General features: G+C 51.2%; 33 protein-coding genes. 8 read left to right on the forward strand and 25 right to left on the reverse strand.

The genetic code is table 11. From position 1 onward, the window contains the following. Nucleotides 1–101 precede the first annotated feature (101 nt). The 6 genes from SynPROS91_RS04855 (at nucleotide 102) to SynPROS91_RS04880 (ending at nucleotide 6,047) form a co-directional block, all read left to right on the forward strand. Nucleotides 102–1,268, forward strand: coding sequence for a phosphotransferase enzyme family protein (locus SynPROS91_RS04855; RefSeq protein WP_255439943.1), 1,167 nt, complete (start codon nucleotides 102–104; stop codon nucleotides 1,266–1,268). A gap of 1 nt (nucleotide 1,269) precedes the next feature. Further along, on the forward strand, nucleotides 1,270–1,854 hold the full coding sequence (locus SynPROS91_RS04860) for a DOMON-like domain-containing protein (protein WP_186518875.1): 585 nt from the start codon (nucleotides 1,270–1,272) through the stop codon (nucleotides 1,852–1,854). Between the two features lie 22 nt (nucleotides 1,855–1,876). Continuing rightward, complete coding sequence (locus SynPROS91_RS04865; protein ID WP_370586786.1) at nucleotides 1,877–2,869, forward strand: transglycosylase SLT domain-containing protein; 993 nt, start codon at nucleotides 1,877–1,879, stop codon at nucleotides 2,867–2,869. 64 nt (nucleotides 2,870–2,933) lie between these two features. Then, on the forward strand, nucleotides 2,934–3,638 hold the full coding sequence (locus SynPROS91_RS04870; protein ID WP_186518879.1) for a hypothetical protein: 705 nt from the start codon (nucleotides 2,934–2,936) through the stop codon (nucleotides 3,636–3,638). A 24-nt stretch (nucleotides 3,639–3,662) separates the two neighbouring features. Then, nucleotides 3,663–4,985 (forward strand): O-acetylhomoserine aminocarboxypropyltransferase/cysteine synthase family protein, encoded by a 1,323-nt coding sequence (locus SynPROS91_RS04875; RefSeq protein ID WP_186518881.1) that lies wholly within the window; start codon nucleotides 3,663–3,665, stop codon nucleotides 4,983–4,985. 168 nt (nucleotides 4,986–5,153) lie between these two features. After that, complete coding sequence (locus SynPROS91_RS04880) at nucleotides 5,154–6,047, forward strand: homoserine O-succinyltransferase (protein WP_186518883.1); 894 nt, start codon at nucleotides 5,154–5,156, stop codon at nucleotides 6,045–6,047. Nucleotides 6,048–6,628: 581 nt separating this feature from the next. Here SynPROS91_RS04880 and SynPROS91_RS04885 read toward each other — a convergent pair. From SynPROS91_RS04885 to SynPROS91_RS04990, 23 genes are all read right to left on the reverse strand, one after another. Next, nucleotides 6,629–6,946 carry a hypothetical protein gene (locus tag SynPROS91_RS04885; RefSeq protein ID WP_186518885.1) on the reverse strand — a complete coding sequence of 106 codons (318 nt, stop codon included), beginning with the start codon at nucleotides 6,944–6,946 and terminating at the stop codon, nucleotides 6,629–6,631. Continuing rightward, a complete protein-coding gene (locus tag SynPROS91_RS12170; RefSeq protein WP_255439945.1) occupies nucleotides 6,943–7,065 on the reverse strand; it encodes a hypothetical protein in 123 nt (40 codons plus the stop codon). Before SynPROS91_RS12170 ends, SynPROS91_RS04885 begins: the two co-directional genes overlap by 4 nt. Continuing rightward, on the reverse strand, nucleotides 7,062–7,448 hold the full coding sequence (locus SynPROS91_RS04890) for a hypothetical protein (RefSeq protein ID WP_186518887.1): 387 nt from the start codon (nucleotides 7,446–7,448) through the stop codon (nucleotides 7,062–7,064). Before SynPROS91_RS04890 ends, SynPROS91_RS12170 begins: the two co-directional genes overlap by 4 nt. 5 nt (nucleotides 7,449–7,453) lie before the next feature. After that, nucleotides 7,454–8,215 (reverse strand): hypothetical protein, encoded by a 762-nt coding sequence (locus tag SynPROS91_RS04895; protein WP_186518889.1) that lies wholly within the window; start codon nucleotides 8,213–8,215, stop codon nucleotides 7,454–7,456. 1,007 nt (nucleotides 8,216–9,222) lie between these two features. Further along, nucleotides 9,223–12,453 (reverse strand): DNA-directed RNA polymerase, encoded by a 3,231-nt coding sequence (locus SynPROS91_RS04900; protein WP_186518891.1) that lies wholly within the window; start codon nucleotides 12,451–12,453, stop codon nucleotides 9,223–9,225. Continuing rightward, nucleotides 12,374–13,381, reverse strand: a complete 1,008-nt coding sequence (locus SynPROS91_RS04905) for a hypothetical protein (RefSeq protein WP_186518893.1) — start codon at nucleotides 13,379–13,381, stop codon at nucleotides 12,374–12,376. The genes SynPROS91_RS04900 and SynPROS91_RS04905 overlap by 80 nt, the downstream gene beginning before the upstream one ends. Continuing rightward, nucleotides 13,378–13,620, reverse strand: coding sequence for a hypothetical protein (locus SynPROS91_RS04910; RefSeq protein ID WP_186518895.1), 243 nt, complete (start codon nucleotides 13,618–13,620; stop codon nucleotides 13,378–13,380). Before SynPROS91_RS04910 ends, SynPROS91_RS04905 begins: the two co-directional genes overlap by 4 nt. Nucleotides 13,621–13,624: 4 nt before the next feature. Then, nucleotides 13,625–14,200 carry a hypothetical protein gene (locus SynPROS91_RS04915; protein WP_186518897.1) on the reverse strand — a complete coding sequence of 192 codons (576 nt, stop codon included), beginning with the start codon at nucleotides 14,198–14,200 and terminating at the stop codon, nucleotides 13,625–13,627. Continuing rightward, complete coding sequence (locus tag SynPROS91_RS04920) at nucleotides 14,197–15,030, reverse strand: site-specific integrase (RefSeq protein ID WP_186518899.1); 834 nt, start codon at nucleotides 15,028–15,030, stop codon at nucleotides 14,197–14,199. The genes SynPROS91_RS04915 and SynPROS91_RS04920 overlap by 4 nt, the downstream gene beginning before the upstream one ends. Next, nucleotides 14,996–15,190: a hypothetical protein gene (locus SynPROS91_RS04925; RefSeq protein ID WP_186518901.1), complete on the reverse strand. Its 195-nt coding sequence runs from the start codon at nucleotides 15,188–15,190 to the stop codon at nucleotides 14,996–14,998. Before SynPROS91_RS04925 ends, SynPROS91_RS04920 begins: the two co-directional genes overlap by 35 nt. Nucleotides 15,191–15,517: 327 nt before the next feature. Then, nucleotides 15,518–16,018, reverse strand: a complete 501-nt coding sequence (locus tag SynPROS91_RS04930) for a hypothetical protein (protein WP_186518903.1) — start codon at nucleotides 16,016–16,018, stop codon at nucleotides 15,518–15,520. A gap of 235 nt (nucleotides 16,019–16,253) precedes the next feature. Continuing rightward, nucleotides 16,254–16,406, reverse strand: coding sequence for a hypothetical protein (locus tag SynPROS91_RS04935; RefSeq protein ID WP_186519846.1), 153 nt, complete (start codon nucleotides 16,404–16,406; stop codon nucleotides 16,254–16,256). Beyond that, a complete protein-coding gene (locus tag SynPROS91_RS12365) occupies nucleotides 16,375–16,722 on the reverse strand; it encodes an HNH endonuclease signature motif containing protein (protein ID WP_370586787.1) in 348 nt (115 codons plus the stop codon). Before SynPROS91_RS12365 ends, SynPROS91_RS04935 begins: the two co-directional genes overlap by 32 nt. A 183-nt stretch (nucleotides 16,723–16,905) precedes the next feature. Beyond that, complete coding sequence (locus tag SynPROS91_RS04945; protein ID WP_186518907.1) at nucleotides 16,906–17,328, reverse strand: hypothetical protein; 423 nt, start codon at nucleotides 17,326–17,328, stop codon at nucleotides 16,906–16,908. A 95-nt stretch (nucleotides 17,329–17,423) separates the two neighbouring features. Beyond that, nucleotides 17,424–17,597, reverse strand: coding sequence for a hypothetical protein (locus SynPROS91_RS04950; protein WP_186518909.1), 174 nt, complete (start codon nucleotides 17,595–17,597; stop codon nucleotides 17,424–17,426). A 125-nt stretch (nucleotides 17,598–17,722) separates the two neighbouring features. Beyond that, complete coding sequence (locus SynPROS91_RS04955; RefSeq protein WP_222929403.1) at nucleotides 17,723–18,679, reverse strand: hypothetical protein; 957 nt, start codon at nucleotides 18,677–18,679, stop codon at nucleotides 17,723–17,725. An 89-nt stretch (nucleotides 18,680–18,768) separates the two neighbouring features. Next, on the reverse strand, nucleotides 18,769–19,215 hold the full coding sequence (locus SynPROS91_RS04960; RefSeq protein WP_186518913.1) for a hypothetical protein: 447 nt from the start codon (nucleotides 19,213–19,215) through the stop codon (nucleotides 18,769–18,771). A gap of 53 nt (nucleotides 19,216–19,268) precedes the next feature. Then, nucleotides 19,269–19,532, reverse strand: a complete 264-nt coding sequence (locus SynPROS91_RS04965; protein ID WP_186518915.1) for a hypothetical protein — start codon at nucleotides 19,530–19,532, stop codon at nucleotides 19,269–19,271. 54 nt (nucleotides 19,533–19,586) lie between these two features. Then, nucleotides 19,587–19,829 (reverse strand): hypothetical protein, encoded by a 243-nt coding sequence (locus SynPROS91_RS04970; RefSeq protein WP_186518917.1) that lies wholly within the window; start codon nucleotides 19,827–19,829, stop codon nucleotides 19,587–19,589. A gap of 693 nt (nucleotides 19,830–20,522) precedes the next feature. After that, the gene (locus SynPROS91_RS04975) at nucleotides 20,523–20,957 is read right to left on the reverse strand and encodes a hypothetical protein (protein WP_186518919.1); all 435 of its coding nucleotides are present in this window, start codon (nucleotides 20,955–20,957) and stop codon (nucleotides 20,523–20,525) included. A 475-nt stretch (nucleotides 20,958–21,432) separates the two neighbouring features. Beyond that, nucleotides 21,433–21,969: a hypothetical protein gene (locus SynPROS91_RS04980; protein WP_186518921.1), complete on the reverse strand. Its 537-nt coding sequence runs from the start codon at nucleotides 21,967–21,969 to the stop codon at nucleotides 21,433–21,435. Between the two features lie 319 nt (nucleotides 21,970–22,288). Continuing rightward, nucleotides 22,289–22,669, reverse strand: a complete 381-nt coding sequence (locus SynPROS91_RS04985) for a hypothetical protein (protein WP_186518923.1) — start codon at nucleotides 22,667–22,669, stop codon at nucleotides 22,289–22,291. 130 nt (nucleotides 22,670–22,799) lie between these two features. Then, nucleotides 22,800–23,123, reverse strand: a complete 324-nt coding sequence (locus SynPROS91_RS04990; protein ID WP_186518925.1) for a hypothetical protein — start codon at nucleotides 23,121–23,123, stop codon at nucleotides 22,800–22,802. A gap of 85 nt (nucleotides 23,124–23,208) precedes the next feature. On the opposite strand from SynPROS91_RS04990, the gene SynPROS91_RS04995 reads away from it, so the two are divergent. Continuing rightward, nucleotides 23,209–23,796: an alpha-ketoglutarate-dependent dioxygenase AlkB gene (locus tag SynPROS91_RS04995; RefSeq protein ID WP_186518927.1), complete on the forward strand. Its 588-nt coding sequence runs from the start codon at nucleotides 23,209–23,211 to the stop codon at nucleotides 23,794–23,796. Here SynPROS91_RS04995 and SynPROS91_RS05000 read toward each other — a convergent pair. Continuing rightward, nucleotides 23,738–24,688 (reverse strand): AEC family transporter, encoded by a 951-nt coding sequence (locus SynPROS91_RS05000; RefSeq protein WP_186519481.1) that lies wholly within the window; start codon nucleotides 24,686–24,688, stop codon nucleotides 23,738–23,740. The two genes, SynPROS91_RS04995 and SynPROS91_RS05000, sit on opposite strands and share 59 nt — an antisense overlap. 84 nt (nucleotides 24,689–24,772) lie before the next feature. On the opposite strand from SynPROS91_RS05000, the gene SynPROS91_RS05005 reads away from it, so the two are divergent. Further along, nucleotides 24,773–24,988 carry a hypothetical protein gene (locus SynPROS91_RS05005; protein WP_186518929.1) on the forward strand — a complete coding sequence of 72 codons (216 nt, stop codon included), beginning with the start codon at nucleotides 24,773–24,775 and terminating at the stop codon, nucleotides 24,986–24,988. Here the strand turns inward: SynPROS91_RS05005 and SynPROS91_RS05010 are convergent. Beyond that, on the reverse strand, nucleotides 24,973–25,716 hold the full coding sequence (locus tag SynPROS91_RS05010) for an amino acid ABC transporter ATP-binding protein (RefSeq protein ID WP_186518931.1): 744 nt from the start codon (nucleotides 25,714–25,716) through the stop codon (nucleotides 24,973–24,975). The two genes, SynPROS91_RS05005 and SynPROS91_RS05010, sit on opposite strands and share 16 nt — an antisense overlap. Nucleotides 25,717–25,728: the final 12 nt, after the last annotated feature.

A 25,728-nucleotide genomic window follows, 5' to 3' on the forward strand; every position in this document is an offset into this window, starting at 1 on the left:
AGCGGGTGTTCTGACCCCATGCTGCCGCTTCCCGGCTCTTTTTCCGCACACTCAGCGCTGGCGGATCAGTTGATACAAGGCATTGTTTCGTCCTGAGTCTCATGCGATTCGTTATGGCCGATGCCAATACCAGGCTTTATCCATCGCTTGACGCGATCGCAGGACTGTTTCATCCACCCGAGCAAATCACCTCGATTGACACGCTGGGATCTGGAAACGTGAATGACACGTTTTTGGTGTCCTTGACGGCGGATGCGGCGTGTCGGGCCTTTGTGATGCAGCGTCTGAACACAAGCGTGTTCGAAAAGCCTGAGTTGGTCATGCGCAACTTGCTGGCTCTAGGCACGCATGTACAACAACGTTTGGCTAAAGAGCCTCCTGAATTGGCTGGACGGCGTTGGGAGATTCCAACGGTTCTCCCAACACGCGATAGCCAAGGCCATTGGGTTGAGCACAACGGAGAATTTTGGCGCTCGATCACCTACATCGGAGCGTCTACTACGAGTGATGTGATCCGTGATGGTGGGCATGCGCGAGAGGTGGGGTATGGATTGGGGATGTTCCATCACCTCATCAGTGATTTACCCACTTGCGACCTAGCAGACACCCTGGAAGGCTTTCACATCACTCCGAGCTATCTCAAGCATTACGACACGGTTTGCAGAGATCAATCCGAGTGGCTTGAGAAGCGGTTATCGCTCGATCCGCGGCTCAACAGTGCGATTGATTTCGTGGAACGCCGCCGTGACTGTGTGGATGTGTTGGAGGTTGCCTGCGCTCGCGGCGAACTGCAAAGACGACCGATTCATGGAGACCCCAAAATCAACAATGTGATGCTCGATGAGCAGAGTGGTCGTGCAGTGGGATTGATTGATCTCGATACGGTTAAGCCCGGTTTGGTTCACTACGACATCGGTGATTGCCTGCGTTCTTGTTGCAATCCTCTTGGCGAGGAGACCTTGCAGGTTGAGTTGGTGACGTTTGATCTCAACCTTTGTCGGGCGATTCTTGAGGGTTATCTCACGATGGGTCGATCCTTCCTTTCTGACCAGGATTTTCGCTATCTACCAGACTGCATTCGTTTGATTCCGTTTGAGCTTGGGTTGCGCTTTTTAACCGACTACTTGGCTGGGGATCGTTACTTTCGAACAGAACGACCCGCTCACAATTTGGATCGAGCCTTGGTGCAATTTGCGCTGACTCAATCGATCGAAGCCCAAGGGGATGACCTACAGCTCATGATTCGCGAACTTTCAGGAGCGAGCTGAAATGTCGCGCCATCCCGTGATGGTCCGGCAGGTTTGCCCGCTCCTTCCTCAAGACCCCCAAGAATCACCTGATCTCTTGCTTAGCGCTGAGTTTGTCTGGCGTGAAGCAGGCATTCTCGAACTCAGCTACAACCTTCGGCCGGCACAGCGTGATGGAGATTTGTTTGCCGTTTCGCTGCCTTTGATAGAGCCAGTGTCCGTTCCGATGCATGGTGATCGCCGCGATGAGCTTTGGAAGCAAAGTTGCTTTGAGGCGTTCATCGGAGTGCCTGGCTCTCAGCAGTACTGGGAATTAAACGTATCGCCCTTAGGTCACTGGAACCTTTACAGCTTTGAGCGCTACCGCCACTCTGGCTCTGGGTTTGTTGAGGCCTTGCCACCATCCGTGACCGTGCGCCAAACGCGATGGGACTGCCGTTGTGATGTGGTTTTGGATTTACGTCCTTGGTGGCCGATTAAGGGCATGCCAGAACTCGGTCTGACGATGGTTGTGGAGGAAATCAATGGTCGTCTCAGCTACTGGGCTCTTTCCCATCCAGGAGACGCTGCAGACTTTCATGACCGTCGCAGCTTTCTGATCTGTTGATGGATCGTCCACGCCTTTGATGATGACTTCAGTCCGCCGCCTACTGATTTGTCTTCCCCTGCTGTTGCTCCCCCTGGCCTTGGGCTGTAGGCGCTCACCTGCACTTCAGTCCACCCAGAATCAGGAACAGGACGCCCCTGAACAGGTTGAACCAGCTGATCTCGGGCTTCCGGCGCTTCCTACAAGGTCAGATCTTCCCCGCTCTCCTTCCGGAGCGCACTATCCGCTGTTTCTGGCCAATCCCGATCAGCTTGCTCAATTGTTGTCAGACATTGAGCTTGCCATTCGCAACCCCGACGTTTCTGCTGAGGCCATTCCCTCTCTTGCTCATCATCAGCAGGTGATCTATCGCGTGTTGTCGCATCGCTCTGCTCTCTCTGACCAGGTGCGATCTGAGCTCGATGACCGCTGGCGCTGGGTGTTTGATCAGCACATCGCAGCTCGACGCGCGTTTCTTGCCATGCATCGTGGCCCGGCTTCGTCCAGGCTTCCTGCTTGGCGTATCCAGGCCCCAGCTCCTCCAGATCAATTGCTCAAGGCTTATCGAAGCGCTTCAGCATCTACAGGGATTGATTGGGAAGTGCTGGCGGCTGTGAATTTGGTCGAAACGGGAATGGGTCGCATTGATGGCATTTCCGTCGCCAATGCTCAAGGGCCGATGCAATTTCTACCTACGACCTGGACGGAACCTGGGATTGGCCGTGGTGGTGACATTCGTGATCCTTGGGATGCCATCCATGCAGCTGCGCGCTATTTGGTGCGTCGTGGTGGCCTTCAGGACATCCGAAAAGGACTTTGGGGGTACAACAACAGCGATTACTACGGCAGGGCTGTGGTCCATTACGCCGACCTGCTGAAACGGGATCCTCTCGCTTATCGCGGTTTGTATCACTGGCAAATTCACTACGCCTCTTCGGCCGGTGATCTCTGGCTTCATGAGGGGTATAACCAGCCACGCCCTACCGATGTCTTGCAGTATTTGCGTCAGAACCCGCACAGTCGTCCATCAGGTTGAGGTCTAGAGACTGGCGTGATCGCCTTTCACCTCTACGATTCCGATGAGATGAAGGCTGAGCTCTTTGGCGAAGGAACTGACGCACCGGGCCGATGAGCTCAAGACCCTTGGCTGGTCCACGGATGAAGTAGCCCGATACGCCGAGCTTTGGGACTATCGCCAGCGTTGGGGAGCAATGAACCTCGAACGGGAGGATCGTTTGTTCCTGCGTAAGGCTGAAGCCGTACTCCCTGCCATTGTTTCGGGCAAGGCGGCAGCGAAAAAGGCGATCAACGAAAAGTCCTATTACCGCTGGCTCTGTTTTCACTTAGAGGCGATGAATTTGGCTGAAGCCGGGTACGCCTTGCCCCAAGGTGCCCGTGGCGCTTGGCCGATCTTGCTGGAGGAGGAACGACGTTTGCTCGATTACTACCAGCCAGTTCTTGGCCTTCCAGACACGATCAAAGCCAAAGCGTTTGATGCGATTCGGGAAGAATTAGCAGCTCAGGCCGGTCCTCTCGCGGCTGCTGATGGTCAGACAAAGAATTACGACTTCATGTCTGCGTTAAAAAATCTCAAGGCTCAAGAGAACAGCAAGTGGCGTCATTTGCGCGAGCAAGAGGGCGACCAGCCTTATCCAGTTCTCAGTGAGGATGCGGCGGGTTCTTTCCGATCGGAAGTGCGCAGTCGTTTTGGCCCTCTGATGCGTGACACGCTTCCATCGCTTGCGGAGACTGAAAAACCGGCACCTGACGACAATTGGAACCCCTCAACGGAAGTTGCGAGCTAGAACGGAGTTATCCGTAATTCGGCCTTGACATCACAACGTTTCGAGACCCTTCAGTTGCATGCTGGTCAGGTCCCTGACCCCACGACAAACTCTCGGGCGGTCCCGATCTACCAGACCAGCTCGTACGTGTTCAACAACGCTGAGCACGGTGCAAATTTGTTTGGGTTGAAGGAATTCGGGAACATCTACACCCGTTTGATGAACCCCACAACGGATGTCTTTGAAAAGCGCGTTGCAGCACTGGAGGGAGGTGTGGCGGCCGTCGCCACCGCTTCAGGTCAATCGGCTCAGTTTTTAGCGATTACCAACTGCATGCAGGCAGGAGACAATTTTGTTTCCACATCCTTTCTGTACGGCGGCACGTACAACCAGTTCAAGGTGCAATTTCCGCGCCTAGGAATTCAGGTCAAGTTTGCTGATGGCGACGATGTCGCGAGTTTCGCCGCCCAGATTGATGACAACACCAAGGCGATCTATGTGGAAGCGATGGGCAACCCCCGCTTCAACATTCCCGACTTCGCCGGCCTCTCCGCACTCGCTAAGGAACGTGGCATCCCTCTGATTGTCGACAACACACTCGGAGCTGCAGGAGCCTTGATTCGACCGATTGAGCATGGTGCCGATGTGGTGGTGGAGAGCGCCACGAAATGGATTGGTGGTCATGGCACCAGTCTTGGTGGCGTGATTGTTGATGCTGGCACGTTCAACTGGGGGAATGGCAAGTTCCCGTTGATGAGTCAGCCGAGCGCTGCTTATCACGGCCTTGTTCACTGGGACGCCTTCGGTTTCGGCAGTGATATCTGCAAAATGCTGGGTTTACCCGATGAACGCAATATCGCGTTTGCACTAAGGGCAAGGGTGGAATGTCTCCGCGATTGGGGTCCGGCCATTAGCCCCTTCAACAGCTTTTTGTTGCTGCAAGGCTTAGAAACACTGAGCTTGCGTGTGGAGAGGCATGCGCAAAATGCGCTGGCGTTGGCGACCTGGTTACAGGAGCATTCCAGTGTTGCTCATGTGAGCTATCCCGGATTACCCAGCGATCCTTATCACGCAAGTGCCAAGCGCTATCTCACCGACCGTGGGATGGGCTGCATGCTGATGTTCTCGTTAAACGGTGGTTATGACGATGCGGTGCGTTTCATCGACAGCCTCAAGCTGGCGAGCCATCTCGCCAATGTTGGCGACTCCAAGACGTTGGTGATTCATCCAGCCTCCACGACCCATCAGCAGCTCAGTGCTGATGAACAAGCCTCAGCTGGTGTGACTCCCACCATGGTGAGGGTGTCTGTGGGTTTGGAACACATCGACGACATCAAGGCTGATTTTGAGCAGGCTCTTGCGACCTGATTTGGGGAGAGGCGGTTGGTCACTTGGAGCCCAAGACCAAGGTGATCGACCGCCGCTCACATGCATGAGCCGTGGCTACGTTGAACAGAGCACACCTTGTATCGAAAAGGCCGCTCGTCATTGCATACATGATGAATCAAACTCAGTCAGTGGAAGGAATCTGAGCTGATGGCACTGATCCTTCCTAGGAATTATCACAAGATCACCGCTGTTGAACGGAATCGGATCTCTTGGATTGAACCCGAGCAAGCCGAGCGTCAAGACATCCGGCCCTTGCGCATTGGCATTCTGAACATCATGCCTTTGGGGAAGCAGTACGAATTCAACCTGCTTCATCCTCTTGGTCTCTCGGTTCTTCAGATTGAACCGATCTGGATTCGCCTCCAATCTCATGCCTACCGAAGCTGGGATCAAGCCCATCTCAACCAGCACTATGTGAGCTGGGAGGAGGCTCAGTCAGAGCGTCCATTGGATGGATTAATCATCACCGGTGCCCCCGTGGAACACTTGGCGTTTGAGGACGTCACCTATTGGCCAGAGTTGGTTGAGCTGATCAACAAGGCGCGTCACTCTTGTGCCAGCACTCTCGGCCTCTGTTGGGCTGGGTTTGCTCTGGCTTATCTCGCGGGAGTGAACAAGGTGACGTTCGATCGGAAATTGTTTGGGGTGTTTCCGATGCGAAGTCTTGTGCCTGGTCATTCCCTCATGGGAACCCAGGATGATCAATTTCTCTGTCCTCAAAGCCGATATGCGGGATTACCGGATGCGGCGATGGAATCGGCGCAACGCCAGGGACGACTAAGGCTTCTCGCCCATGGAGAGAAGGTGGGTTACACCATTTTTGAAACGCCAGATCAGCGTCAGCTCATGCATCTTGGCCATCCCGAATACACCGTCGGAAGGCTGCAGGGAGAAATGGAGCGCGATCTGGCCCGTGGCGATGTTCCACCGCCTGAAAATTTTGACGCAGATCATCCGAGAACCCTGTGGCGTTCCCATCGAAACCTGCTCTTCCAGCAGTGGTTATGGTTCTGTTACCACCGCGTCAGCCTTCAGTCGTAAATGTTAATTAGCTGGTAGGCTTGTACATACTTAGATCGACTGCTAATTCATTGAGAACCCTTATGATAACTGGAGGGTTGTATTCGTTAGTGACTGTGATGATGAGGTTGGTAAGTGTTAGTCGCTTTATATCTAGGACTAACGCATAGCTAAACATTTACAGGTCATCAAAAAGATAGGAGTCAGATAAGACCAGCCCGTCATCGATCTCTGCCCTGTCGCCTGCCTCGCCCTGCCCTGCTGAGTAGGAATACCTAGTGAATGACCATCGGTTACCTACTAGAAGTAACGCGAACCCAGTGATACCAAGGGATGAGGAGGGGTACCCCACCCCTATCCTTTATTCCTAGCCCTGGGCCACTGACGTGGACCCCATTGCGGTAGGTATTTATTCCCAGGCGGACCCCCACCACGGGGGAAGCGGGTCCAAACGCTATAGAGTACATACCTCAGAAAATTATGTGAAAATACTCTGAAAGATGAGGCGATTAAGGTTTAATAATCGCTTCACTTATTAAAGTTATAAACCAACCAAGCCCCGACAATCACCCCAATAACAAAGAATTCGATAGCTAATACCATCAACCCTTCCTATAAGTCTGTTTCTTCTGGCGCTTAGATAGATCAATGACTTCAGGAGGAGTCAAAGGCCCAGTATGTCCACCACCAAGAGGGCTATAGAGCATCCCCTGATCGTTTGTACGAGGCTTAAAGGACCTGGAGGGGCTAGGAGACTTCTTGTCAGGTTCAACCACTCCAGAGGGCTTCTGAGTTCCCTCAGTAACACTGATCCGATCACCGAAATAAGCACCTAACTCCTCTCTTTCTTCCTTCTTCTCCTCATGCCACTCCTTAGAGGTGGTCATATTGGGATCAAGGTTAAAGATCTCAGCCGTCATGGGGTCTCCTCCTCGGGCTCAGGGTCAGGTGGGGGAGTCTCAGAGCCACCAAACACACGACCTAAGTCAATGCGTTGCTGTAGGCGCTCTAAGAACGTTGCAGCAAGGTCTCTAATCATTGGGAATTCTCCTTAAGTTGCTTTTCAATCTTCCGAAGACGGCGATCCATTGCATTAATGGAGGCCAATAGCTTTGAAGGATCTAAATTCTCGTGGTCTCTAGTTGCCTTCTCAGCATCCTTAATAGCCTTTAGTTCACGATCAGCAGCCTGTTTGATGAACCTGTCAACGTTTGGCGCTGTGACTAGCTTCTGTTCCACGATCTCATCATTAGCCCCACGGATACGAGGCTTGAGATCTGTTCCATATCCACTAATGGGAGTATGTGAGGCAGGGGTGAAGGTTTGAGCCTCACCAATGCCACCTTTAACTGATCCAGAGATGTTTGCCCCAGCTATAGCGGCTTCAATCTGTTCAACTGTTAGTAGGTTATCGATAGACATAGGATTCACAATGCGATCTTGATTACACCCTGCTGACTGAGGCTATAGAGAGCCCTCATCAGGTCAGGATCTTGACTAGCGGTCTTGATTGCCTGAGTGGAACTGATCACACCCTGAGCAACACCATTACCTAGGACGGAGATAGCGTGAGCTAAGTCATCGCCATACTGTCCAGCAATCTGCTGTTCTGTATAGCTATCAATACCTGTAGATTCCGAAGCACTAGCAAAGGCTTGTGGGTTCTTACGGAGGTTCTTGAGAGTATCTAGGGCCGCAACCTTAGTTAACTCATCACCATCAGAGATCAGGTTGTTAAAGCTTCCTACAAGCTCTTCAGACATCACCTCAGATGCATACTGAAGATCAGCCTTTACCTCAGGATTGCTATTGATGTATTCCTCATCAAAGTTCTCAGGCTCAGTTGTATCATCACCATCATCTAATAGACGAGGAGCATCTTCAACACCAACCAGTTGAGCTGCAAGGAATTCAGTCTGTTGGATTAGCTGTTGTTCTTCTAGGGGACCATTGAATTCACCACGCATCAGCTTTTGTTGTGATTGCTGTAGTTGAATCTCTAGTTCTACATTGCCAGTATCACCAGCAGTAGAAGTATGGTTGCCGCGATTAGTAAGTCCAATAGCTGTCTGTTTTACCCGATGGCGATTGATCTCTTCAATCGATGTCGGGGTGTCTGTTGATTCATTACTACCATGAGATACTTCAGAAGCACTCCCAGTAGCAGGATCAAATTGATATTCGGCCATTTTGTTGTTGTGTAAATGGATAACACCCTGTCCCGTAGGACGAACTCGCGATACTGTCGCGGACTCACAACCTAGGGTTTAAGGTTGCGTGTCAATTCCTTAAGATGGGTTTGCACCATCTAATGCCGCTTTAACGGACAAGGCCACGTTACTATGATAGAAAAGAATTCAACTATAATCCTAATTGGAAACTACCGCATATGAAAGGAGGGAGGGGTCGATTCCTCCCTCACAATCTCACCGCATATCCACGCTGGAGAGCACCACTTCTCCAGGCTATGGCAGTTAGTGTCAGCCATTATGACAAAAGATAGGTCATGGATTTGCACCATGAAGATAGACGTTATGAGAGTCAACTGAGCTAACCTCACCTATCAGATAAAAAGGCCGATACACACAATTTGATAAACCTTTTGTATGGGGAGGCAAGACGGCAATGCAGAATCCTCCCCAGCAATACCATGATCTATTCACACAACGATCCAGTAAGTTGTGATGGAGGTGGTTCTCCAATCCTCAGGCATCAGACTGCCCTCCGGAGCTCCCCATTTCCCTAATGAAAGAACAATTGTTCCAATCACTTTGGTGTGTGTACATTGTTCCCCGTGGGGTATAAACACGACCTGGCAGAATGGCTCCAACTTTAAGTAAGCGCCATACTTATTAAACTCTATCTAGAGTCTATTTAGATGATGGCGCTATGGTTGTTAGGAGACTACTGTTTTAGTAGTCCCCTTGTTTGTTTCCACAAGTGAAGTCAATCGCATGGTTTCCCTTCTGCCAAACCTAGTAGGAAACACGCAGAGGAAGATATTAGTAAGGGCAACTCGTCAGCCCTAACATGCAAGAGATTGTGGGATTACGGTACTACCACCGGTTCCCCCAGAGTAATTAGCTCTGGTCACATTTTTAAGCTTGAATTGTATGACCCAAAGCGGCGCTGTGGGAGTCTTTGTAGCGCGGTAAGAATGAGCCCCTGACTGGGATCTCAGCGGCTCTTCGCAGTTTTAGGACATGGTGAAGGGGTGGTCTTTGACCTCCTCGACCTTGGCCTTACCTTCTCTAGGTGGTGTCATATCAAGACCACTACTAGCTACAAGCTTGTGTAGGGGCTTGCTGGTGATGACGTCATAGAGGGCCTGACGGGCTTTTGCCGTCATTGCATCCATTGTCCCAGCCGGTCCGTAGAAACAATCGTGGACTGCGAAGTAGTTACCTTCCCAATCGTGGACTGTGTTCTGAACGATCACCGCATCGTGACTGTGAGTCCAATTTGCGGCTAGTGCTGTTTCTGTTTTGGACTCCTGGATTTCATTCTTGTAGCCAGACTTGAACGAGAGCGTAGCCACCCCATCAGCACGTAGCCCATCATTGTTTTGGACAGCTTGCCAATACTTAGCCCCACCCATTGCATAGGTATCAACCTTGTCAACGTATGGCTCTCGGTATTCCTGAACAACCTTGGAACCGTTAGGTGTCTCCCACTCCACAAGCATCAGCCCAGCCTTCATGCAAGCCTTAGCGAAATTGCGGAACCACTTGTTCACCTTTGCCAGTCTGGGAAACCCATGATCTTGTCCCTGGATGGCTGAGTTAGTGATGATGATCTTTTCGCATAGAGAAGCCTTTTGGCCGTCTGGGTGCTTGAAGACCTTATCCAGCTCATCACTGATGTACTCGTTCTTCGACCTCCAGCTAGCGCCGTAGGCGGTACACATGCTGCTTTTCTTTGTGACCTTGCGGTCAACCACCTCCACAGGAACATTGAACTCTTGCCCTCCAACCCTTAGGGCAGGATCTTCGACCCCAGCCTCTTGTAATTGCTTGATCCTTTGCTCTGCTCTTTCGCGGGCTTTGGCTAGTTCGTTATCTAACCAAGGATCAGACTTAAGGAGAATCTGTGCTTCTTGAGCAACGATTCCATAGAGGTCTTGAGGGGTATCAGCTACGAGTTCGACACCATCAGGGTTCACCCAGGTCTTAGTGACATTGCAATAGAAGCAAGTCTTAGGGTCCTTGATGATTCCACCGATGATCTGGGAGCCGCTATTGGTTGCATCACGGCCATTAGGAACGCGAGCAACGTTAGATGTACCCCACACAAAGATCTCGTAGTACTCACGGAGAGCAGCTAGGAACTGGAAGGGTTCATCACACTCTGACCAGAACTTACGGTTAGATACTGGATCCTCCGCCTCGTCTTCAAGGCTTTCGATGATCTCAATCACATTGCCTTCTTCATCCTTTTCGATGAAGCCAACGGCTCTTTTAAGGGCCCAGGACATCCGACCTTCCATGCTCAGCTTGTCGGACTTACCGGCTGGTGTTTCCACCGCAGCAGCATTAGCCATTGTGATCAGTAGATCCTTCTGAACCTTGATGATGTTCTCCTTAGTTACAGGATTGCCATCTGCAAACTGGAGAAGAGCCTTCTGATAGTCGCTGCCCTGAGGGTTGAGAGTATCCACCATGTAATAGATCCTCAGGCGAGAATCGTAGTAAGTAGGCAGATAGAACCTCTCTACATTTAGGAACCTTGCGGCCATCATCATGACTCGGAAAGGTGTAACTCTCTCCTTGTCTGCTACTTCTCTAGCTTCATGCCAAGCCCTGAGTGTTTTCATGGCCTTCTTGTAGGCAGGCTTCTCGTGTCTGTTCTCATCCCACTTGTCCTCTAGATCCTTCTGATCAATCAGAGGTCTGTGGAGATCATCCCAGCTATCACGCTCATAGGTGCTGAACTTACCTATCTCGTGACTTCCACTTAGCAAACCTTTCATCGTTCCATAGATGAAGGTATTCACTCGGAAGGGCTGGTTCTGCATGTTGTGCAGAGCGCCTAGGGCAGTCTCTGAGGGAACTGATCCCTTGTTCTGTCTGATGACGGTGGAATACTTACCAGGGTGAAGGGTTAGATAACCTCCTCGCTTCTCTGGCTTCCCCTCATCATTGAACTCCCAATCCAGTGGAGGACACACCATCGGCCAGGCCTCATAGGCTCGGTCATCCTGTGCTGCTTGAATCAGATCCCTGTGCTTCAAACCCTCGTGGGAAAGGGATAGAAAGTAGGTCGCATGGGTTGTCTTACCAACCTTCTCCAGGACCTTGTAGGTCTCAAACCATAGGGTCAGAGATTGGAAGTTACCGAAGCACCAGTCACCAAGCTTTGCTCTCTCCTTCACACCCATGAAGTAGTAGGAGAGGCCCTCGGCCATCACCTTGGATTCACCGATCTTGTACTCGTAACCCTTAACTGTGTTCTGTAGGACGTACCGATCAATCTTGCTGAAGGCTTGAGGATCGTTCTCTTTCACATAGTCCAGGAATGCCTGGTGATCTAGGCGCTCACCGATCTGGTCAAACAGCTCAGAGAGTGTTGACTTGACCCGGTTGCCACGTCCAATGCAGTCAAAGACTGTTGTGATGGTGATGTGAGCAATGGTCAGATAATCCAGCTTGGAAAGGAACTCAGCTATGAAGCCGTGATGCCTCCCGCTACGTCCAGCCAGAGCGCTCTTGTGATGTTCCTCTAGACGAATAGCTAAGAGAGGTACAAGCTTGTTTCTGAACTCTCTGCCAATTGATGACTGGCTTCCTCTGCCATCATCTACAGCTTTACGGTCTGATTCTCTGTTCTTTTGGACGGCCACCTTATGGGCCATCGTTTCAAGTTCAAGTTGCCAATCTGTCAGGTTCTCACGCTGTAGCTCTAGATGATCTTGCTCCATGTGTGTCAGGAGTGACACCATTGAATTAGGAGCGTGGTGGTAAGCGTGGAATGCAGCCTTGGCCAGCTTGGTGATGCCAGCGTTTTTCATAAGTTCTTGGTAATCAGTGGTGGTCCAGAAGTGGAGATCAGGTAGGGCGTTCTCTCTTTCAAGCCAGCGAGCATTCCCAGGCGAAACAGCACTGCCAGGTATCAGCCCGGATAGGAAGTATTGAGGCCCAGGGGCTGGACCCACCTCTCTGTAGAACTCCTCGAAGGAGGGCCACAGTTTGTTGAAGTGACTCTGAAATGTTCCATAGAGAAGTTCATTAACACCGTGGTGCTTGAGCTTGTCTCTGCATCGCTCACAGTCATCAGTTTTGCGGTATGACTTGCCTATGAAGTACACACCACAAGAACACTGAACTAGCTCCTCTTTGTGCTTCCCCTTCCTAGAGCTGGTCTCCGATGTAGTTGGCGAGGAGGGTACATTGCTGGAGGAGATGCTTTTGGACTTCTTCTGGGTAGTCATTCCTTTCTGCGAAGAACTTTTGGACATCGGCAAGGGTTTGAGGGACGGATAAGGTAAGAGTGCTACTAACTCTCTTCACACGTTCAGCACGGGCAGCGGCATCATCGAACTTGAGCTTCTGTAGCTCTTTCTCGACTCGGGCTTTCTCTTCTGCTTCTTCAGCAGTGTTGAGCTTTTCCTTCTCAATCTCAGCCTCTAGTTCAGCCACTTTTGTGGACTGATCCTTCAATAGACGCTCAGCTCTTTCGAGGGATTCTCTTACACGCTGATAGCCAGGGTTTGATGCATTGCCCCTAACTTCCTCCCATTCTTTGCTTGCTTCTTCTTTCTTTGCAGCAAACTTCGCGAGGACCTCCTCGGCCTTACTGAGTTTTACCGTCGGCTGGGTTGCCAGTTCTTCTATCTCTTTGCAGGTGGGTGGCTCGTCTTGATCCTGAGCCTCGCATAGTACAAACTCGGCTAGATCTTCAGGTAGCTTTGTTCGTGCTAACTGAATAACCTGATGTGGCATCCGCAGAGCAAACTCATCATCTAGCTGCATGCCCATCAGATAAGCCTCGTTTACGGCCATCCTCATGATGTTTGAGTAGTTGCTCATCCCCTCAACTCTTTTGAGACCATTAGCCTCCATCGCAGGGTCCCACATATTCAACGAATGCCATAGTTTCAAGCACTTAGTGTCTGGGCCTATTTCAGCTCGGATCTTGCGAATCTCAGCACCCTTAGCAATCCACTCCTGTCGGCGGACCTCACGGACAACACGCTCAATAGTTCGATCAGCAACTGTCTCAATCCGTAGGTATTCAGTTGCAGCAGATAAAACAGCAGCCTGCTTACTCTCCTCCACTTCCGATACGTCAATGGCGGAGTTGTCAACCTGTACTGGCTTCAGCTCATCATCAAGGGAAACAATTGTGGAAAGAGTCATTTTGCGTATGTAGTAAAGGTTCCTGGTTCCCGTCTTTCGATCTCACACATAAGATCGTTGATGTCCTGGCCAATGTGCTGACGGGTGTAGCTCATGGCCCACTTCAGATGTTCAGGCTCTGGGTTGTAGTAGTCCCCATATCTGAACTCCAAGAGCGCCGTATGTTGGCTTGCTCTCGTGTCTTGTAGATCCTGCAAGTACTCCAGCAGGTGCTGTAGCTTCCACTTCTTGTAGTTCATAGCTTCAGGCGTTAATGAGGTCGTAGAAATAGTCTTCCCAGTCAGCCCAGATTGCTGTCCCTTCATGAACCCCATACCCGAGTTCTGTGACTAGGAAATCGACAATTCGTCGGTCTCGATAAAGTTGCTCATAACCAGGCAACCCCTCCTCCTGTTCCAGTCGCTGTGTCACCTGTATGCAGGGTGAGAACTTGTTGTATTCCCTCAGTGCTCTAAGTAGGTCCATACGTACCTTCTTATCTTTTTTGGCCATTGGTGACTCCTGGAGCCATGCCTTATAGGCTTTCATGATCAACTTCTGATCACCATATTGAGTCTTCTGATAGCGATCAATTAGACGCCTCTTGGTCTCTTCAGGCGGTACGAAATTGGGGCTCCCTGGTGTTGCTTCCCACTCCTCCATCGTCATACAGAAGATCGGGGCAAGTCTTTGAATCATGCTCATCATCCCCAGTGGGAACATCTTCTTTCCGTCAGAATCAGCTGGTACTGCAAGATGTTGTTGGAAGCGATTCCACTCTGCCTGAGTGATTCCCTCCATAGGGATAGTCACGCCATGAGCCTTGATTGAAAAAGTCATAATGAGTCGATTGCGGATTTACGGGCTTTGTCGGAGAGATGCGTATAACGCATAGACATCTCCAGGGTTTTGTGACCTAGGACCTTGGCAATGTTCTGCACAGGGACACCACGCTCAGCGAGCCAGGTTCCAGTGGTATGCCTCAGAGAGTGATAGACAAGCTTTTTGTCCATCTCTAGATAGTCACGGACTTTCTTGAATTGCCTCAGCAGCTGATCGCCATTAGTGAAGTCAAAGATCTTGTAGTTAGGACCTTCGCCATCACACCTAGTAACCAGGATGTCTCTCAGGTTCGGGTGAATGTCAGTGCTGTAGTTCTCCCCGTTCTTTGTATCTCTGAACTCAATGGTGTCATTGATCAGATCTATATCCCTTACTTCCAGGCCCAGCAGGTTGGCTCTGCGGCAGCCTGTATAGAGGGAGAAGAGAATAGCGTCAGCTAGCTCGTTGTACTGAAAGATGTCCTTAGCGGCATGAACCATCTGATCGATGTCCTCCTGTGTGAAGAACCCCTTTCGTTGATTGTTCTCCTGTAGCTTCTTCAGCTTCGGGTGCTTATCAATAATCTCCAGATCCAGCATCTCTGTAAACACAGAGTTCATGAAGGAAAGGATCCTATTGATCGTTGCAGGCTTGTACTTCTCAAGCAGGAGCTTTGTCCGTGCTGCTGCTAGGTCTCCTTTAGTGATCTTCTTGATCTGCTTGTTACCACCGAAGAGGCGAATCACATGATCTCGAAGTGAGTTAGCTGGGGCTATCCATACCCCTTTAGGTGTTCTCCAGGTGGGGCGTGTTTCAGCTGCCAGGTTGATTGCGTCGATCAGTTTCATAGGAAGGAAGTTCGTAGCAGTTGCGGAGGTGATCTAGTTGTTCACAGATTTTGTTGAAGTGTTCCTGTAGCTGATCAAACTCAGGCCCGTCATCCATTGCCGTCATGGTGTGAACTATCCAGACGATGTATTCCTGGGCTGAGATGTTCTCGTACTTCATCCTGTGATCTCCCGTGGATTGATGTATTGAGAGCGAAGAGCTTCATTCCTTACCTTCCTCATATATTCCTTATGCTTGATCATTTGAAGCACGTTGATTGCTGCTTGGCGTGATTCGGTTGCTTCGGCTTTCATCATGTCTTGGGGGCTCATAAGTTTGCTGGGGTTAGTAGTAGTTGTCGCTGGATGTTTTCCATTAGGTGTTCCAGACCTTCTCTGTCGAGTTCGATGACCACCTCTTGGCGAGTCACGTAGCACTCTTCAGTTGGTACAGAGATGTGATAGTGAGTCTTGTCACACTCACCGCATTTGAAATTGTTTAAGATCATTAGTTTTTGAATCCTTGTGCTTCTTGTAGTAGGGCTCCCACCCTTTCTGAGCTTCCATCTGTCATGAACTTGAAGAGCTTCGTGGCGGCCTTTTTGCTTTGCAGCGTGGCCACTTGAAGTAGGCAGATCTGAATGTATGTCTGTGATAGTGACTCAGTCAGCTTGCCTAGATTGATAGCTAGCTCAATGTCTTGCTCAGACAGGATGAGGATGTTCTGAGTGAGAACATTCATCCCAGCATCTAAAGCCCTAAAGTTCTTAAGTGGATTCTTAGTCTTCCCTAGTTCGCTGTAGATTGCTCCTGCAAGCATTGCCGAGCAGAGACTTACTTCCCAGTCGTCAAGGCTTCCGTACTTCTTACTTACTTCTGGATAGTCCTCACAAAAGGAAGTCACTACATCCCTCAGCTTTACCGCATACTCATCCCTCTCCAGGGACTCGGTCACTCCTTCAACGTGATTGATCAGTTTTGTAAGTGCTTGAGGTGCTGTAGTTGTCATAGGTTCAGATAGAAATGCATAAAAAAGAGGCTTCCGAAGAAGCCCCGATGTCAGTCACGGACCTCAGGCTGCGATAGCCAAGGTGCGCTCTGTACGTTTGATGTTGTTGGCGTTTAACCAGAAGAACCATCACCCAGTCGAAAGCCAGGACACCCCCGTAAATGGAGGTGAGCGGAATCGAACCGCTGTCCTGGATGAAGGTGTATGCGTACAAGGCCCACATACGGGCTCTCAATCAATCAGGCCACTTCAGGCCGTTCTTGATGAACCACTCCTTAGAGCGGTAGATCATTGAACCCTTGAAGATCGGCTTCTGTTCAGGAGGCTCGAATGCCTCCTTTAACGCATCCCAGGTTTCATCTTCCCAGGATTTCTTTTCCTCTTCCACGTTTCCAGTCCTCCCAGAATTGTTGATGAATAGGCTCGTCTCGCATGAACTCAGACCAATCTCTTCCGAATGGCTCGCAGTACTTATGCCACCAGTCGTGGCAGAACTTGCAAAGCGTTATCAGATTCGATGGATCTGTCGGATGTCCTCCATCCCTCAATGCGGTCACATGATGTAGCTGAAGGTTTGCCAGGCCAAGCGCCTGATGTTCCTCCAACGTCATCCCACACCGACTACATACCGGTGCAGGAACGACCTTCTTATTTCGACGCGCAAGCTCGTATTGCTTACGCGCAACCTTTACCTCATCCCTCATCACCTAACTCCGGATGGCAGTACATGAACCACTCATCCCTGAATGCTTTGACCCAGTGACCCAGGTCATACCACCTGACTCGTCTCGGCATTCCGTTGATGATGCGACAGTCCCATTTCCCTGAATACTTTAGATACTCAGGATTCCTGTAAAGCAGACGCCAGAAAGATCTGAATAAGAACCTCATGCTGCTGCCTCCTGCTTCTTAAGTACTCGCTTGTCGATCATGTTCATACAGCGATCAACGTCATATGCCCAGCAGAAGCTGCCTCTATGCCAGACCTTGTTACGCCTGTCATACCGCATTCCATGCTCCAGCACATAAGTTGCTGCTCGCAAGGTCCACTGCCAAGTCTTAGGCGGTAGCTCCTGCGTCCTGATCTTCAAGACCTCATTCATTGCCTCGATCAGATCTCCAGACATCTCACCTGATTTCCACTTGTAGCCGACCTTGATCCGCTTCTCATGACCATCAGACCAGATCTCACGAAGATGCTCGCAGACGTTGATCGGCTTGTAATCCGACCCCGCCTCTCCAGGCAATGCTCGCTGATGCTCTCTAACTAGGACCACTTGCCAGCCCTTGTTCTGAATGATGACGCTCATGTCTGCTGTTGCTGTAGTCATTTGAATCTCCAGATGTTTATGGCCCTCTAGTTAGGGCCTGGTTAGGAGGAGGTTAGTTCCCTCCCCCAAAGCAATCAGTAAAGGATTGACTGCATGTATTCGTAATCGTCTGTATTCGGCTCGTAGTCCAAAGGACGCATGCCGGATGCCATAGGCCCATAAAGGAAGATCCCTTCAGGCTGTAGCTCCTCTGCCAAGTCGCATGCATCGATGTCGATGTACAGGCTCGACTCTTGTTCGTAAGACATTTGATTCTCCAGATGTTTAGTGGCCCTCTTCGGGCCGGGTTGGTACCCGGTGATTAACCGGATACCCCTCTCACTACTTACGGCAGAAACAGGCCAAAAACGGCGTATGCCAGTTGCAAGAACTGTCACACCGTCGTCCAGATCCCTTCCGCATGCAGCCAATCCACAGGCTTCAGATCCCATGACTTGATCGTTATCGGACCCGCCATGATTGCCCTCGCCCTTCTCCTTGCTCGATGCAAGTTCTCTCTGCCTGACCTCCCCAGCTGACCCATGCCTGCTGCATTCAGTTCCAACGCTTCCGTTTCCTTAGGCGTCAGACCACCTGCAATCAGATATGCAAGAAGCTCCGAATACGCAACCAGTTCGACCCGCTTCGTATCAGGAACCATCTCTTCAGGATTCATGCCGTCTAACTGATCCTCTGTAAACAGATCCGCTAGATGACAAATCCTGCCCCTGTATGACTGACGCTCAGACCACAGCTCTTCTTTATTAATCAGAAGATTCTTAGGAACCGGCATACCCAGCACCACAGTCTTTGCCTTCAGCCCTCCTCGACTTACTTCACCCAGCGCCTGTCTCCTTGCAGACTGACCGACTCGCCACTCCTCAGGCGTGAAGCCAAGGATGTAGCCAGATCGTTTTGCAACCTGCTTGAAGCTGTCCGGAACTGTCTGAAGTCGGATCGATCCAGGCTGAATTGTTGCCAGCAACCCGCCATCTTTTTGACGACGCTTGCCTACAACGACTGCCTTCTCTGCCCTCAGCTTTCTTGCCTTCAGACATGCATCCATCGCCTTCCTGTTTTTGAAGGTATGAATGCTCCTCTCTGACTTCGCATGATCTTTCCCGCCATTGCTCCACAGCCCTTTGCTGTTTTGCTTTGATCGGATCATCGATCCACTTGCTCGCCAAGGCAGGCTGTCCCAGCCATCACTAAGGATCGGATGATGCAGCTGTCCAATCACGGACACACCCTCGATCTCTGTAGGAATGCCGATCTGCTTTCTATGGACTTCCATCCATGCAGACGCTTCAAGCTGTCGCTGTTTCTTGATTGCTTTGCCTTTCTCGAACATCGGATTCTCCGTAGTTTTTGGCGGCAGGAGCGCCGCCGGGTAGTGATGGCGAGTACCACCTAATAATAGGTTAGTACCCACCGGTATGTCTAGCCAGGATTCGACAGCGTCAGCTTTAGGTAAAGCTTCTCTGCCCCTCCAAGCCCCATCTGCGTTCCGTACTCACAGAGCCAGCACTGTTCACCGCTGATCGGCTCCCAGTAGTTGTGGCTATTCTGTTTATCCGGATGCTCACCAGTTAGCTCCAGTATGCAAGTCGGATCCTCCATCGGCTTTGTACTAATCGTCGCGTACATCTCTGATTGATAGTTCGCGTCCTCCTTACTCAGCTTCTGATACCAGAAGTCCAGCGCCTTCTCCGTGCCGCAGGTAAGCAGCTCGTCGATCTTGCCGTGCTTCCACATATTGAATGCCCAGTCAGGACCGATCTTGTATAGGAACAAGCCGTATGTATCCTGCCCTTTGCACTTATGCGGATCCTCGTACTTCCAGTCCGGATGATGTGGACCTGAAGGCTCAAGCTTGTGCTTAAACATGATGTTAGATGCGGTGGAATAGGCAGTTTCAGGGCATGCCCAGGCCCATGTATTCAGTTAGGCAGCTCCGTCTCCGGATGCCACATCTCATCCCGATAGATCTCCTTTAGCGGTGACCCATCAGGCAGTTCCGACCATGCCTCATAGAGGCTCTGTCCCATGTATGCGCATGCTCTATGCGCGAGGTCCAGCTCCTCCTTCAGATAGTCGTCTGCATACGTTCCCATGTCATTAGCTCTCAGCATTTCTGCCGCATAGCTGATGCTGTTATGCATTGCCCGCAGACTTTCCTGCGTGATCGTGATCTTCGTATTCATTAGATAGATGCGATGTTGATAGGTCTTTTAAGGACATACCCAGGTCCAAGTTGATCAGTCCATTTCCAACATTGCTCCTAACAAGTGAAACAAGTCTTTTGCTGCTTGAATAGGCATCTCGATCTCTGTACCACAGCCATCCGTAGACAACTTATACAAAGATGCTCCGTCACCTTTTGCCCAGAACTCGTTACCCAAGATTAAGGTTGCAGTCTCCTTAGTACCGATTGCGCACATAGATGTTGTTCCCTTATCGTAGAACAACCCTGTATCACCGATTAACTTTTTCTTAGACATGATGCGGTGCTCCGTAGGTGGATGTATTGGCAGGGGACGATGGTTCACCCTGCCTCGGTATTGTTCACGGCCCGATTGCCGAACACTGCGTCTCTCCGATTAAGGAGCCCGGTCTATTCCAGGTAATTCTTTCCTCGGGATAGCAGCAGCCGCCTCCCAGGCGCTAGACGATTTGTGGCCGAAGCCCTCACGGTTACATCGTCATCCGTGGCAACCTCTTCAGCCCCCAAGTCAATCCGCTCACCCTCTCGGGTCACGGCTGGAGGCATCGTTATCAGGATTCGTTTAACGCCCATCCTGAACATGACAGCATTGCCAAAGTCCGCCCAGCTCATCGATCACTGGTAGGCGAAGTCTTTTAACGTCTTACTCAGGACGAATAGTTGTGGATCTTTTTGCAGGCGTCCACATTCCCGCGGGTTAGTGATCCCGAAACACGCCGTCTTTTATATGGGATGAGACGGACTAGCGAAAACCCGCTGCTCTTATATGTAGGCTCGCAGCTGCCCTGACTCATTGGATCTGCGGGAGGTCAAGCCCTCGATGATTTATTAAGGCTCATCGGGAAGCCAAGTGGAGCAGGAGGGAATCGAACCCTCTCAACTCTCGTGGCCGTCATGCGGAATTACGAAAGCTGCCTACCAAGTGCTGTCCCAGAAAAGGCCCTTTTTAAGAGGGGCTAGCTCAGGTTGATTAGTACTTTTTCAGGTGTGTTGCACCATCAAAGAACTGATCACCCAGGAGATCCTTCTCCCATGCAGTTTTATATTCCGCCATACCATGCAGCCAGATATGTTCCGGCGCATAGTTCAGCTTTCCATATGTATCTGCCAGGTCCAGGATCTCCTCAGTTGTTAGCAGCAGGTATTCATTAGGAGCCCAGTAGGAGTCCGATTTATATCGGAAGTCCCAGCCCCCTTTTATACCCCAGTCACCCTCATTTTGGATTGGCTTTTGCCAGTCCAGACATGCCCAGGATGTAGATGTAGGTATTGCCAGCCATAGACCCTCAGGTGTTTGACCCAGGATCATCAGAGGCCGAGGCATTTTTGCCTTACCTTTTTTACCCTGCATTGATGCAGGATTACACCTTAGGGTTGCCCCAGGTGCAGGTTGCCAGGTTGACATTGTTCATTTAGCGATTGGATAGCGGTCCTTTTAAAGAGGGACTAGCTCAATGGAGGTGACGGGAATCGAACCCGCTGGTTGTCGATGCCAAACCGCAACCCGTTACCAAAGCCACCCCCGAAAAGGTGATCCGTCATGTGGATCAGTCATCCCGCTCATTTCACACGCCCCGGGGGAGGCGGAGCTCCTGATTGATGGGCCAGGAGCGGTGCCGCTTTTATGAAGCCTTTGGGCTGGCTTGTTTTGTCCGATGTAGATATGGTACCAACTGGTTAGTACCTTGTCAACCCCTCCTGGAAAGTTAAAGCTGAACCAGACTTCGCGTCGGTGGCTTTGAACTCTCGTGGTGGAGAGGTCTTCGGTAGTAGAGGGGCGGTTGTTTGTCCGCCCTTGCTTCCGATGAATTAAGTATGCCCCCTGATTACCTACCTGTCAACTGGTTAGTACCCAATTAACAGAAGATGAGTAGAAATACTTAGAACTTCATCAGTCCACTCGTTGGCTTCACTGGTCTGATGTCCTGTGTTGCCTTGACCAGATCATTCCATCTCTCCATTCCTCCCTTGCCAGTAATGCCAGCTATGAGGTTGTCGAGGGTCATCAGTCCTTGAAGGGCTTTGCCATAGGGACCACCCACAGCTCCAACTGTTTGTCGGACTGCTTGGCCACCTAACCCTCTAAGTGCTGCCTTCGGATCGAACTGGATCTTCACCCCATCTGATCGTTGCCAGGTGGTAGGTCCAACCCTCTTCGCATCGAAGCCTCCCTTCCCGTTGTTAGCCAAGACACCATTGGTTGCCCTGTCGAAGAAGGTGCTCCTCCTGCCTTGCTGCCCATCTCCCGTGAAGAACTCACCAGTCACATGGTCTCCGATCTTTACTTGATCAAGAGCTCCACCTACTGAGGCATTCATCCGTTGCTGAGCTAACCCCCTTTGCTGTGGGTTGAGGTTGTTAGGAACTTGGAAGGGTGTTCCCCCTTTCCTTTGGTTGATGGTCCTATCCCATGCCATGTCATGAACCTTGACTCCATTGATCCCCTGCTTTGGATGCGGGGTGACATAGGACTCACTGCTCACAGCAGGTGACTGTCTATAGGTCGTGAACTTGGTACCCCTTGGGTTCCTGTTCTTATTGGTGACCTTTGGATTCGATTCACTTCTATGGGCTGCTAATGCCCTCTTATCTATCTGTTGCTTTGAGGTGGGCTGGATGGCTGTCTGTTGGAAGTTGCTCCATAGCCTCCGCTCCTCCTCCTTTGTTAATGGCTTCATCTAATAGTCAAGCTTGATGGTCTTAGGTCTTACAAGGCCGTCGCCTATGCCAAGTCCCTCAGCTCTTGACCTTCTCTAATAAGGAGAGCAGATCCTTGAGTTCGGTGATCCTTTCGGGTGTGAGGCTGTCTAGCCCTGCTCCGATGACCACCTCTCTCTCCTTCTCTGGAATGAGGTCTATATAAGGAGGGACTTCCCTCTCCTTCTTCTCTGCTCTTACCTGAGTCCTTGGGATGTAATCCCTGGTGTCCTCTCTTACTGGGACCTGAACCTCAGCATCATCGAGCTGGGCTCTGTACTTAGGAAGCTTGAGTGCTGTCTCTACTAGCTCAGCAGCCATAGCTGACATGGCCCTCTTGTTGTGTTTGGCCAGGGTTCTGACCATTGCGTACTCCTCTGGTTGGAGAAGTGTCTGAACTCGATCAAGGCTGGATGGCATTGGTTGTTCTCTCGTGGATTAGGTGGGTACTAACGTGACTAACGGTTATTGGCCTCATACTAGCTGCATGTAAAAGGTTAGTACTTTTATAGCTGTTGACAAGAGTAGATCCCTTGCTGTACCTGCGATCTCAGCGATCAGCGTTACTCTTCAGTCGTAAGGGGGAGAGTTTCTCCTTTTGCGTTGTTGTTTCAATTGGCCGTTGAGCTGCTTCGCGATTGAGTTCCCGCTCCAAGGCGGCAATCCTTCTCTCTCTAAGGCAGTGCCGACAGCCTCCTGTGGTTTGGAGATGCTTTTCAGGCGTGATGCTGATCAGTTGGACCGGATGCTTGTTGCAACGAATTTTGACCGGGCTCTTGTAGCTGCGGTATTTAATCTCTGAGTAATCGAAGTGATCACCAAAGCGCTTACGCGCTCGTTTGAGAAATTCCGATTCCGTGATGCGAGCTGCCATGGGAAGAATGTATGGGGTGTTGCCGCGAAGTTTTCGTCTCTGTTATGGCTCGTTACTGGTTTGTTTCAGGCAAGACCCACGATCGATGAGCTGGAACCATCGCGTTGGCTGGATTGAACCGCAAGCTTCGGCTTACTGGTTTGATCGATGTCAGGAACAGATTGTCTGGGAGCAACCCCAAGTTCGGGTGTACGGCAAGCTCCACCGTGTGCCGAGAATGACTGCTTTTCTCGCAGATGCTTCGGTGTCATACCGCTATAGCGGTGTGATTCATCGCGGTCAGGGCTGGCCCGACTGGTTTACGCCTTTGCTGGAGCAGGTGAATGAGAGTTGTTCTGCCCAATTCAATGGTTGTTTGTTCAATCTCTATCGGGATGGAGATGACCGCATGGGCTGGCATGCCGATGACGAACCGGAGATTGATGCCAGATGTCCGATCGCATCCCTTTCTTTTGGTGCCACCAGGGCGTTGCAGTTTCGTCATCGCCAGAGCCAGAGCCGAGAGGAACTAGCCCTTGCAGATGGGGATTTGCTGGTGATGGAACCTGATTGCCAACGGTTGTGGATGCACGCCCTTCCGGTTCGCAAGAGGGTACGCACGCCAAGGTTGAACCTCACGTTCCGAGTCTTTCTCCCAATGTCTTCAGCAGCACAGCCCAAATTGGCACCGTGATCAGTGCCATGAGGGTGCTGCGCCAAATGAGCTGTGCTGCTGCAGTGCTGTCTGCCTGCTCGGTTTCTGCCATTAAGAGCACGGAAATGGCAGTGGGGGCTGCAGCTTGTAGGACAAGGGCCTGACGCGCGAAAACGCTGATGGGAAGGATCAGGCTGAGTCCCAATACGAATGCAGGAAACAGCAGAAGTTTGCACCCCAGAGCAGCATTCAACGTTTTGCGCTGAGCGCTCTGGGTTGCTGCTTCTGCCTGCGGTGTTGTTGATTTCGCGTCTGAAAGGCCTGCAAGTCGCATGCCCACAACGATTAAGGCCAGCACGATCACAACCCTTGAAGGCATCCACAGTGCGGCCGTAATCGTGGCTTGCCATGGTGTTGCCAACACAACCAAGGCGCCCAGGAGTCCTCGTGAGGCAGGACTGGAACTGAGGTGGTTGATCAATACACGCCAACGTTGCGGATCAGCCTCCGGACTTGATCCTGCAAGCCAGATCGGTCCTAGCCCCCATGCCAGGAGCGTTGCGCCGAAGTCGTAGCCGATACTGACTGATAAAGCTTCTGGTGGAAGCAAGGCCAGCGCGACCGGAATCCCGAAATAGGCAGTGTTACCAACGCAACAGCCCAGTTGCAGCGTGGGCGAGAGCAGCGGATCGTCCCCTCGGCGCCAGCGTCTGAGCACCATCAGCATGCCCATGATGGCGGCCGCGGCCACGGCGGCCGTGCTGATCAGGGAGCTGTTCAATCCACCTTTCAACAGCAAGCCCATCAGGCTGATGGGGACGCCGTAGCGCACGAGTGGCGTCGCTAACGGCTTGACCCAACTTGGTTTGAATCGTCCGAGCAGATATCCAACAAGAAGGCCTGGAATGAGTTCAACCAGGAGGCGAAGAATCGCGGTAGCTGCCAGATCTGAGTAAATACTAGGAACACGCACAACGATGTGCCAAAGTTTCAGCTGTCCCACGACAGGTGCTCAGTGGCTGTTTCGGCTCCTTTCTGTTCCATCCCCCAGAGAGTGGTTCAGCTCAGTGAAACCTTGCAAGCTCAACGTGAGCGCTTGCAGGAGCGGTTGGCTGAGCAAATTCATAGCCTTCCCGTTGGCAATGAAAGCTGGCAGCAAACCGAAAGGGAGCTCATAGCTGCTGAACGGGCCCTGCATCAGTTGGATGGCAGTTGTCAGTTAGTCATTTGATTGAGGAAGCGCCTGCTGCGCTCTTCTTTGGCATGGCTGAAAAATGTCTTTGCGTCTGAAAGTTCAACTACTTTCCCAGCGTCCATAAACAGCACCCGGTCAGCGACTTCACGGGCAAATCCCAGTTCATGCGTAACGACCACCATGGTCATTCCTGCTGAGGCCAGCGTGCGCATGGCATCGAGAACTTCCTTGACGCGTTCTGGATCGAGAGCACTGGTTGGCTCGTCGAACAGCATCACCTCTGGATCCATCGCCAAGGCTCTGGCGATGGCGACGCGTTGTTGCTGCCCCCCACTGAGCTGGGCAGGCCGTTTCATGGCCTGATCAGCGATCCCCATTTGGCTCAGGAGCGAGAGCGCCCTCAGCTCCGCCTCTTTTTTCTTTGTTTTTTTGACGCGGATTGGTGCCAGCGTGATGTTGTCGAGGATGGAGAGGTGGGGAAACAAATTGAACTGTTGAAAGACCATTCCAACCCTGCGCCGTATTCGTTTGATCTGTCGTTCGTCATGGTTGGAATCCAGCTGAATCCCTACGATTTCTAATTGACCTTCATCAATGTTCTCCAAGCCATTGAAGGTGCGGATCAAGGTGCTTTTCCCTGAACCAGAGGGCCCCATGACAACAAGAACTTCGCCAAGGTTGACACTGAGATTCACCTCATCAAGAGCACGATGATCGTCGGAATAGGACTTACTAACGGACTGCGCGTGAATGGCGATGGACATAGGTTTTGTGGC

This window comes from Synechococcus sp. PROS-9-1 (assembly GCF_014279775.1).
In the GTDB taxonomy this organism is placed as follows: domain Bacteria; phylum Cyanobacteriota; class Cyanobacteriia; order PCC-6307; family Cyanobiaceae; genus Synechococcus_C.

What these genes read in the sequence shown, in the direction of transcription:
- SynPROS91_RS12170 (WP_255439945.1), bottom strand. Translation starts at nt 7,065, where the DNA reads ATGATTAGAGACCTTGCTGCAACGTTCTTAGAGCGCCTACAGCAACGC.
- SynPROS91_RS04880 (WP_186518883.1), top strand. Translation starts at nt 5,154, where the DNA reads ATGGCACTGATCCTTCCTAGGAATTATCACAAGATCACCGCTGTTGAA.
- SynPROS91_RS04915 (WP_186518897.1), bottom strand. Translation starts at nt 14,200, where the DNA reads ATGACTTTTTCAATCAAGGCTCATGGCGTGACTATCCCTATGGAGGGA.
- SynPROS91_RS05010 (WP_186518931.1), bottom strand. Translation starts at nt 25,716, where the DNA reads ATGTCCATCGCCATTCACGCGCAGTCCGTTAGTAAGTCCTATTCCGAC.
- SynPROS91_RS04910 (WP_186518895.1), bottom strand. Translation starts at nt 13,620, where the DNA reads ATGAACTACAAGAAGTGGAAGCTACAGCACCTGCTGGAGTACTTGCAG.
- SynPROS91_RS04920 (WP_186518899.1), bottom strand. Translation starts at nt 15,030, where the DNA reads ATGAAACTGATCGACGCAATCAACCTGGCAGCTGAAACACGCCCCACC.
- SynPROS91_RS04855 (WP_255439943.1), top strand. Translation starts at nt 102, where the DNA reads ATGCGATTCGTTATGGCCGATGCCAATACCAGGCTTTATCCATCGCTT.
- SynPROS91_RS04890 (WP_186518887.1), bottom strand. Translation starts at nt 7,448, where the DNA reads ATGTCTATCGATAACCTACTAACAGTTGAACAGATTGAAGCCGCTATA.
- SynPROS91_RS04895 (WP_186518889.1), bottom strand. Translation starts at nt 8,215, where the DNA reads ATGGCCGAATATCAATTTGATCCTGCTACTGGGAGTGCTTCTGAAGTA.
- SynPROS91_RS04945 (WP_186518907.1), bottom strand. Translation starts at nt 17,328, where the DNA reads ATGAGCGTCATCATTCAGAACAAGGGCTGGCAAGTGGTCCTAGTTAGA.
- SynPROS91_RS04900 (WP_186518891.1), bottom strand. Translation starts at nt 12,453, where the DNA reads ATGACTACCCAGAAGAAGTCCAAAAGCATCTCCTCCAGCAATGTACCC.
- SynPROS91_RS04985 (WP_186518923.1), bottom strand. Translation starts at nt 22,669, where the DNA reads ATGCCATCCAGCCTTGATCGAGTTCAGACACTTCTCCAACCAGAGGAG.
- SynPROS91_RS04955 (WP_222929403.1), bottom strand. Translation starts at nt 18,679, where the DNA reads ATGTTCGAGAAAGGCAAAGCAATCAAGAAACAGCGACAGCTTGAAGCG.
- SynPROS91_RS04980 (WP_186518921.1), bottom strand. Translation starts at nt 21,969, where the DNA reads ATGGCATGGGATAGGACCATCAACCAAAGGAAAGGGGGAACACCCTTC.
- SynPROS91_RS04925 (WP_186518901.1), bottom strand. Translation starts at nt 15,190, where the DNA reads ATGAAGTACGAGAACATCTCAGCCCAGGAATACATCGTCTGGATAGTT.
- SynPROS91_RS04965 (WP_186518915.1), bottom strand. Translation starts at nt 19,532, where the DNA reads ATGAATACGAAGATCACGATCACGCAGGAAAGTCTGCGGGCAATGCAT.
- SynPROS91_RS04970 (WP_186518917.1), bottom strand. Translation starts at nt 19,829, where the DNA reads ATGTCTAAGAAAAAGTTAATCGGTGATACAGGGTTGTTCTACGATAAG.
- SynPROS91_RS12365 (WP_370586787.1), bottom strand. Translation starts at nt 16,722, where the DNA reads ATGAGGGATGAGGTAAAGGTTGCGCGTAAGCAATACGAGCTTGCGCGT.
- SynPROS91_RS04865 (WP_370586786.1), top strand. Translation starts at nt 1,877, where the DNA reads ATGACTTCAGTCCGCCGCCTACTGATTTGTCTTCCCCTGCTGTTGCTC.
- SynPROS91_RS04990 (WP_186518925.1), bottom strand. Translation starts at nt 23,123, where the DNA reads ATGGCAGCTCGCATCACGGAATCGGAATTTCTCAAACGAGCGCGTAAG.
- SynPROS91_RS04950 (WP_186518909.1), bottom strand. Translation starts at nt 17,597, where the DNA reads ATGTCTTACGAACAAGAGTCGAGCCTGTACATCGACATCGATGCATGC.
- SynPROS91_RS04860 (WP_186518875.1), top strand. Translation starts at nt 1,270, where the DNA reads ATGTCGCGCCATCCCGTGATGGTCCGGCAGGTTTGCCCGCTCCTTCCT.
- SynPROS91_RS04960 (WP_186518913.1), bottom strand. Translation starts at nt 19,215, where the DNA reads ATGTTTAAGCACAAGCTTGAGCCTTCAGGTCCACATCATCCGGACTGG.
- SynPROS91_RS04975 (WP_186518919.1), bottom strand. Translation starts at nt 20,957, where the DNA reads ATGTCAACCTGGCAACCTGCACCTGGGGCAACCCTAAGGTGTAATCCT.
- SynPROS91_RS04930 (WP_186518903.1), bottom strand. Translation starts at nt 16,018, where the DNA reads ATGACAACTACAGCACCTCAAGCACTTACAAAACTGATCAATCACGTT.
- SynPROS91_RS04995 (WP_186518927.1), top strand. Translation starts at nt 23,209, where the DNA reads ATGAGCTGGAACCATCGCGTTGGCTGGATTGAACCGCAAGCTTCGGCT.
- SynPROS91_RS04885 (WP_186518885.1), bottom strand. Translation starts at nt 6,946, where the DNA reads ATGACGGCTGAGATCTTTAACCTTGATCCCAATATGACCACCTCTAAG.
- SynPROS91_RS04905 (WP_186518893.1), bottom strand. Translation starts at nt 13,381, where the DNA reads ATGACTCTTTCCACAATTGTTTCCCTTGATGATGAGCTGAAGCCAGTA.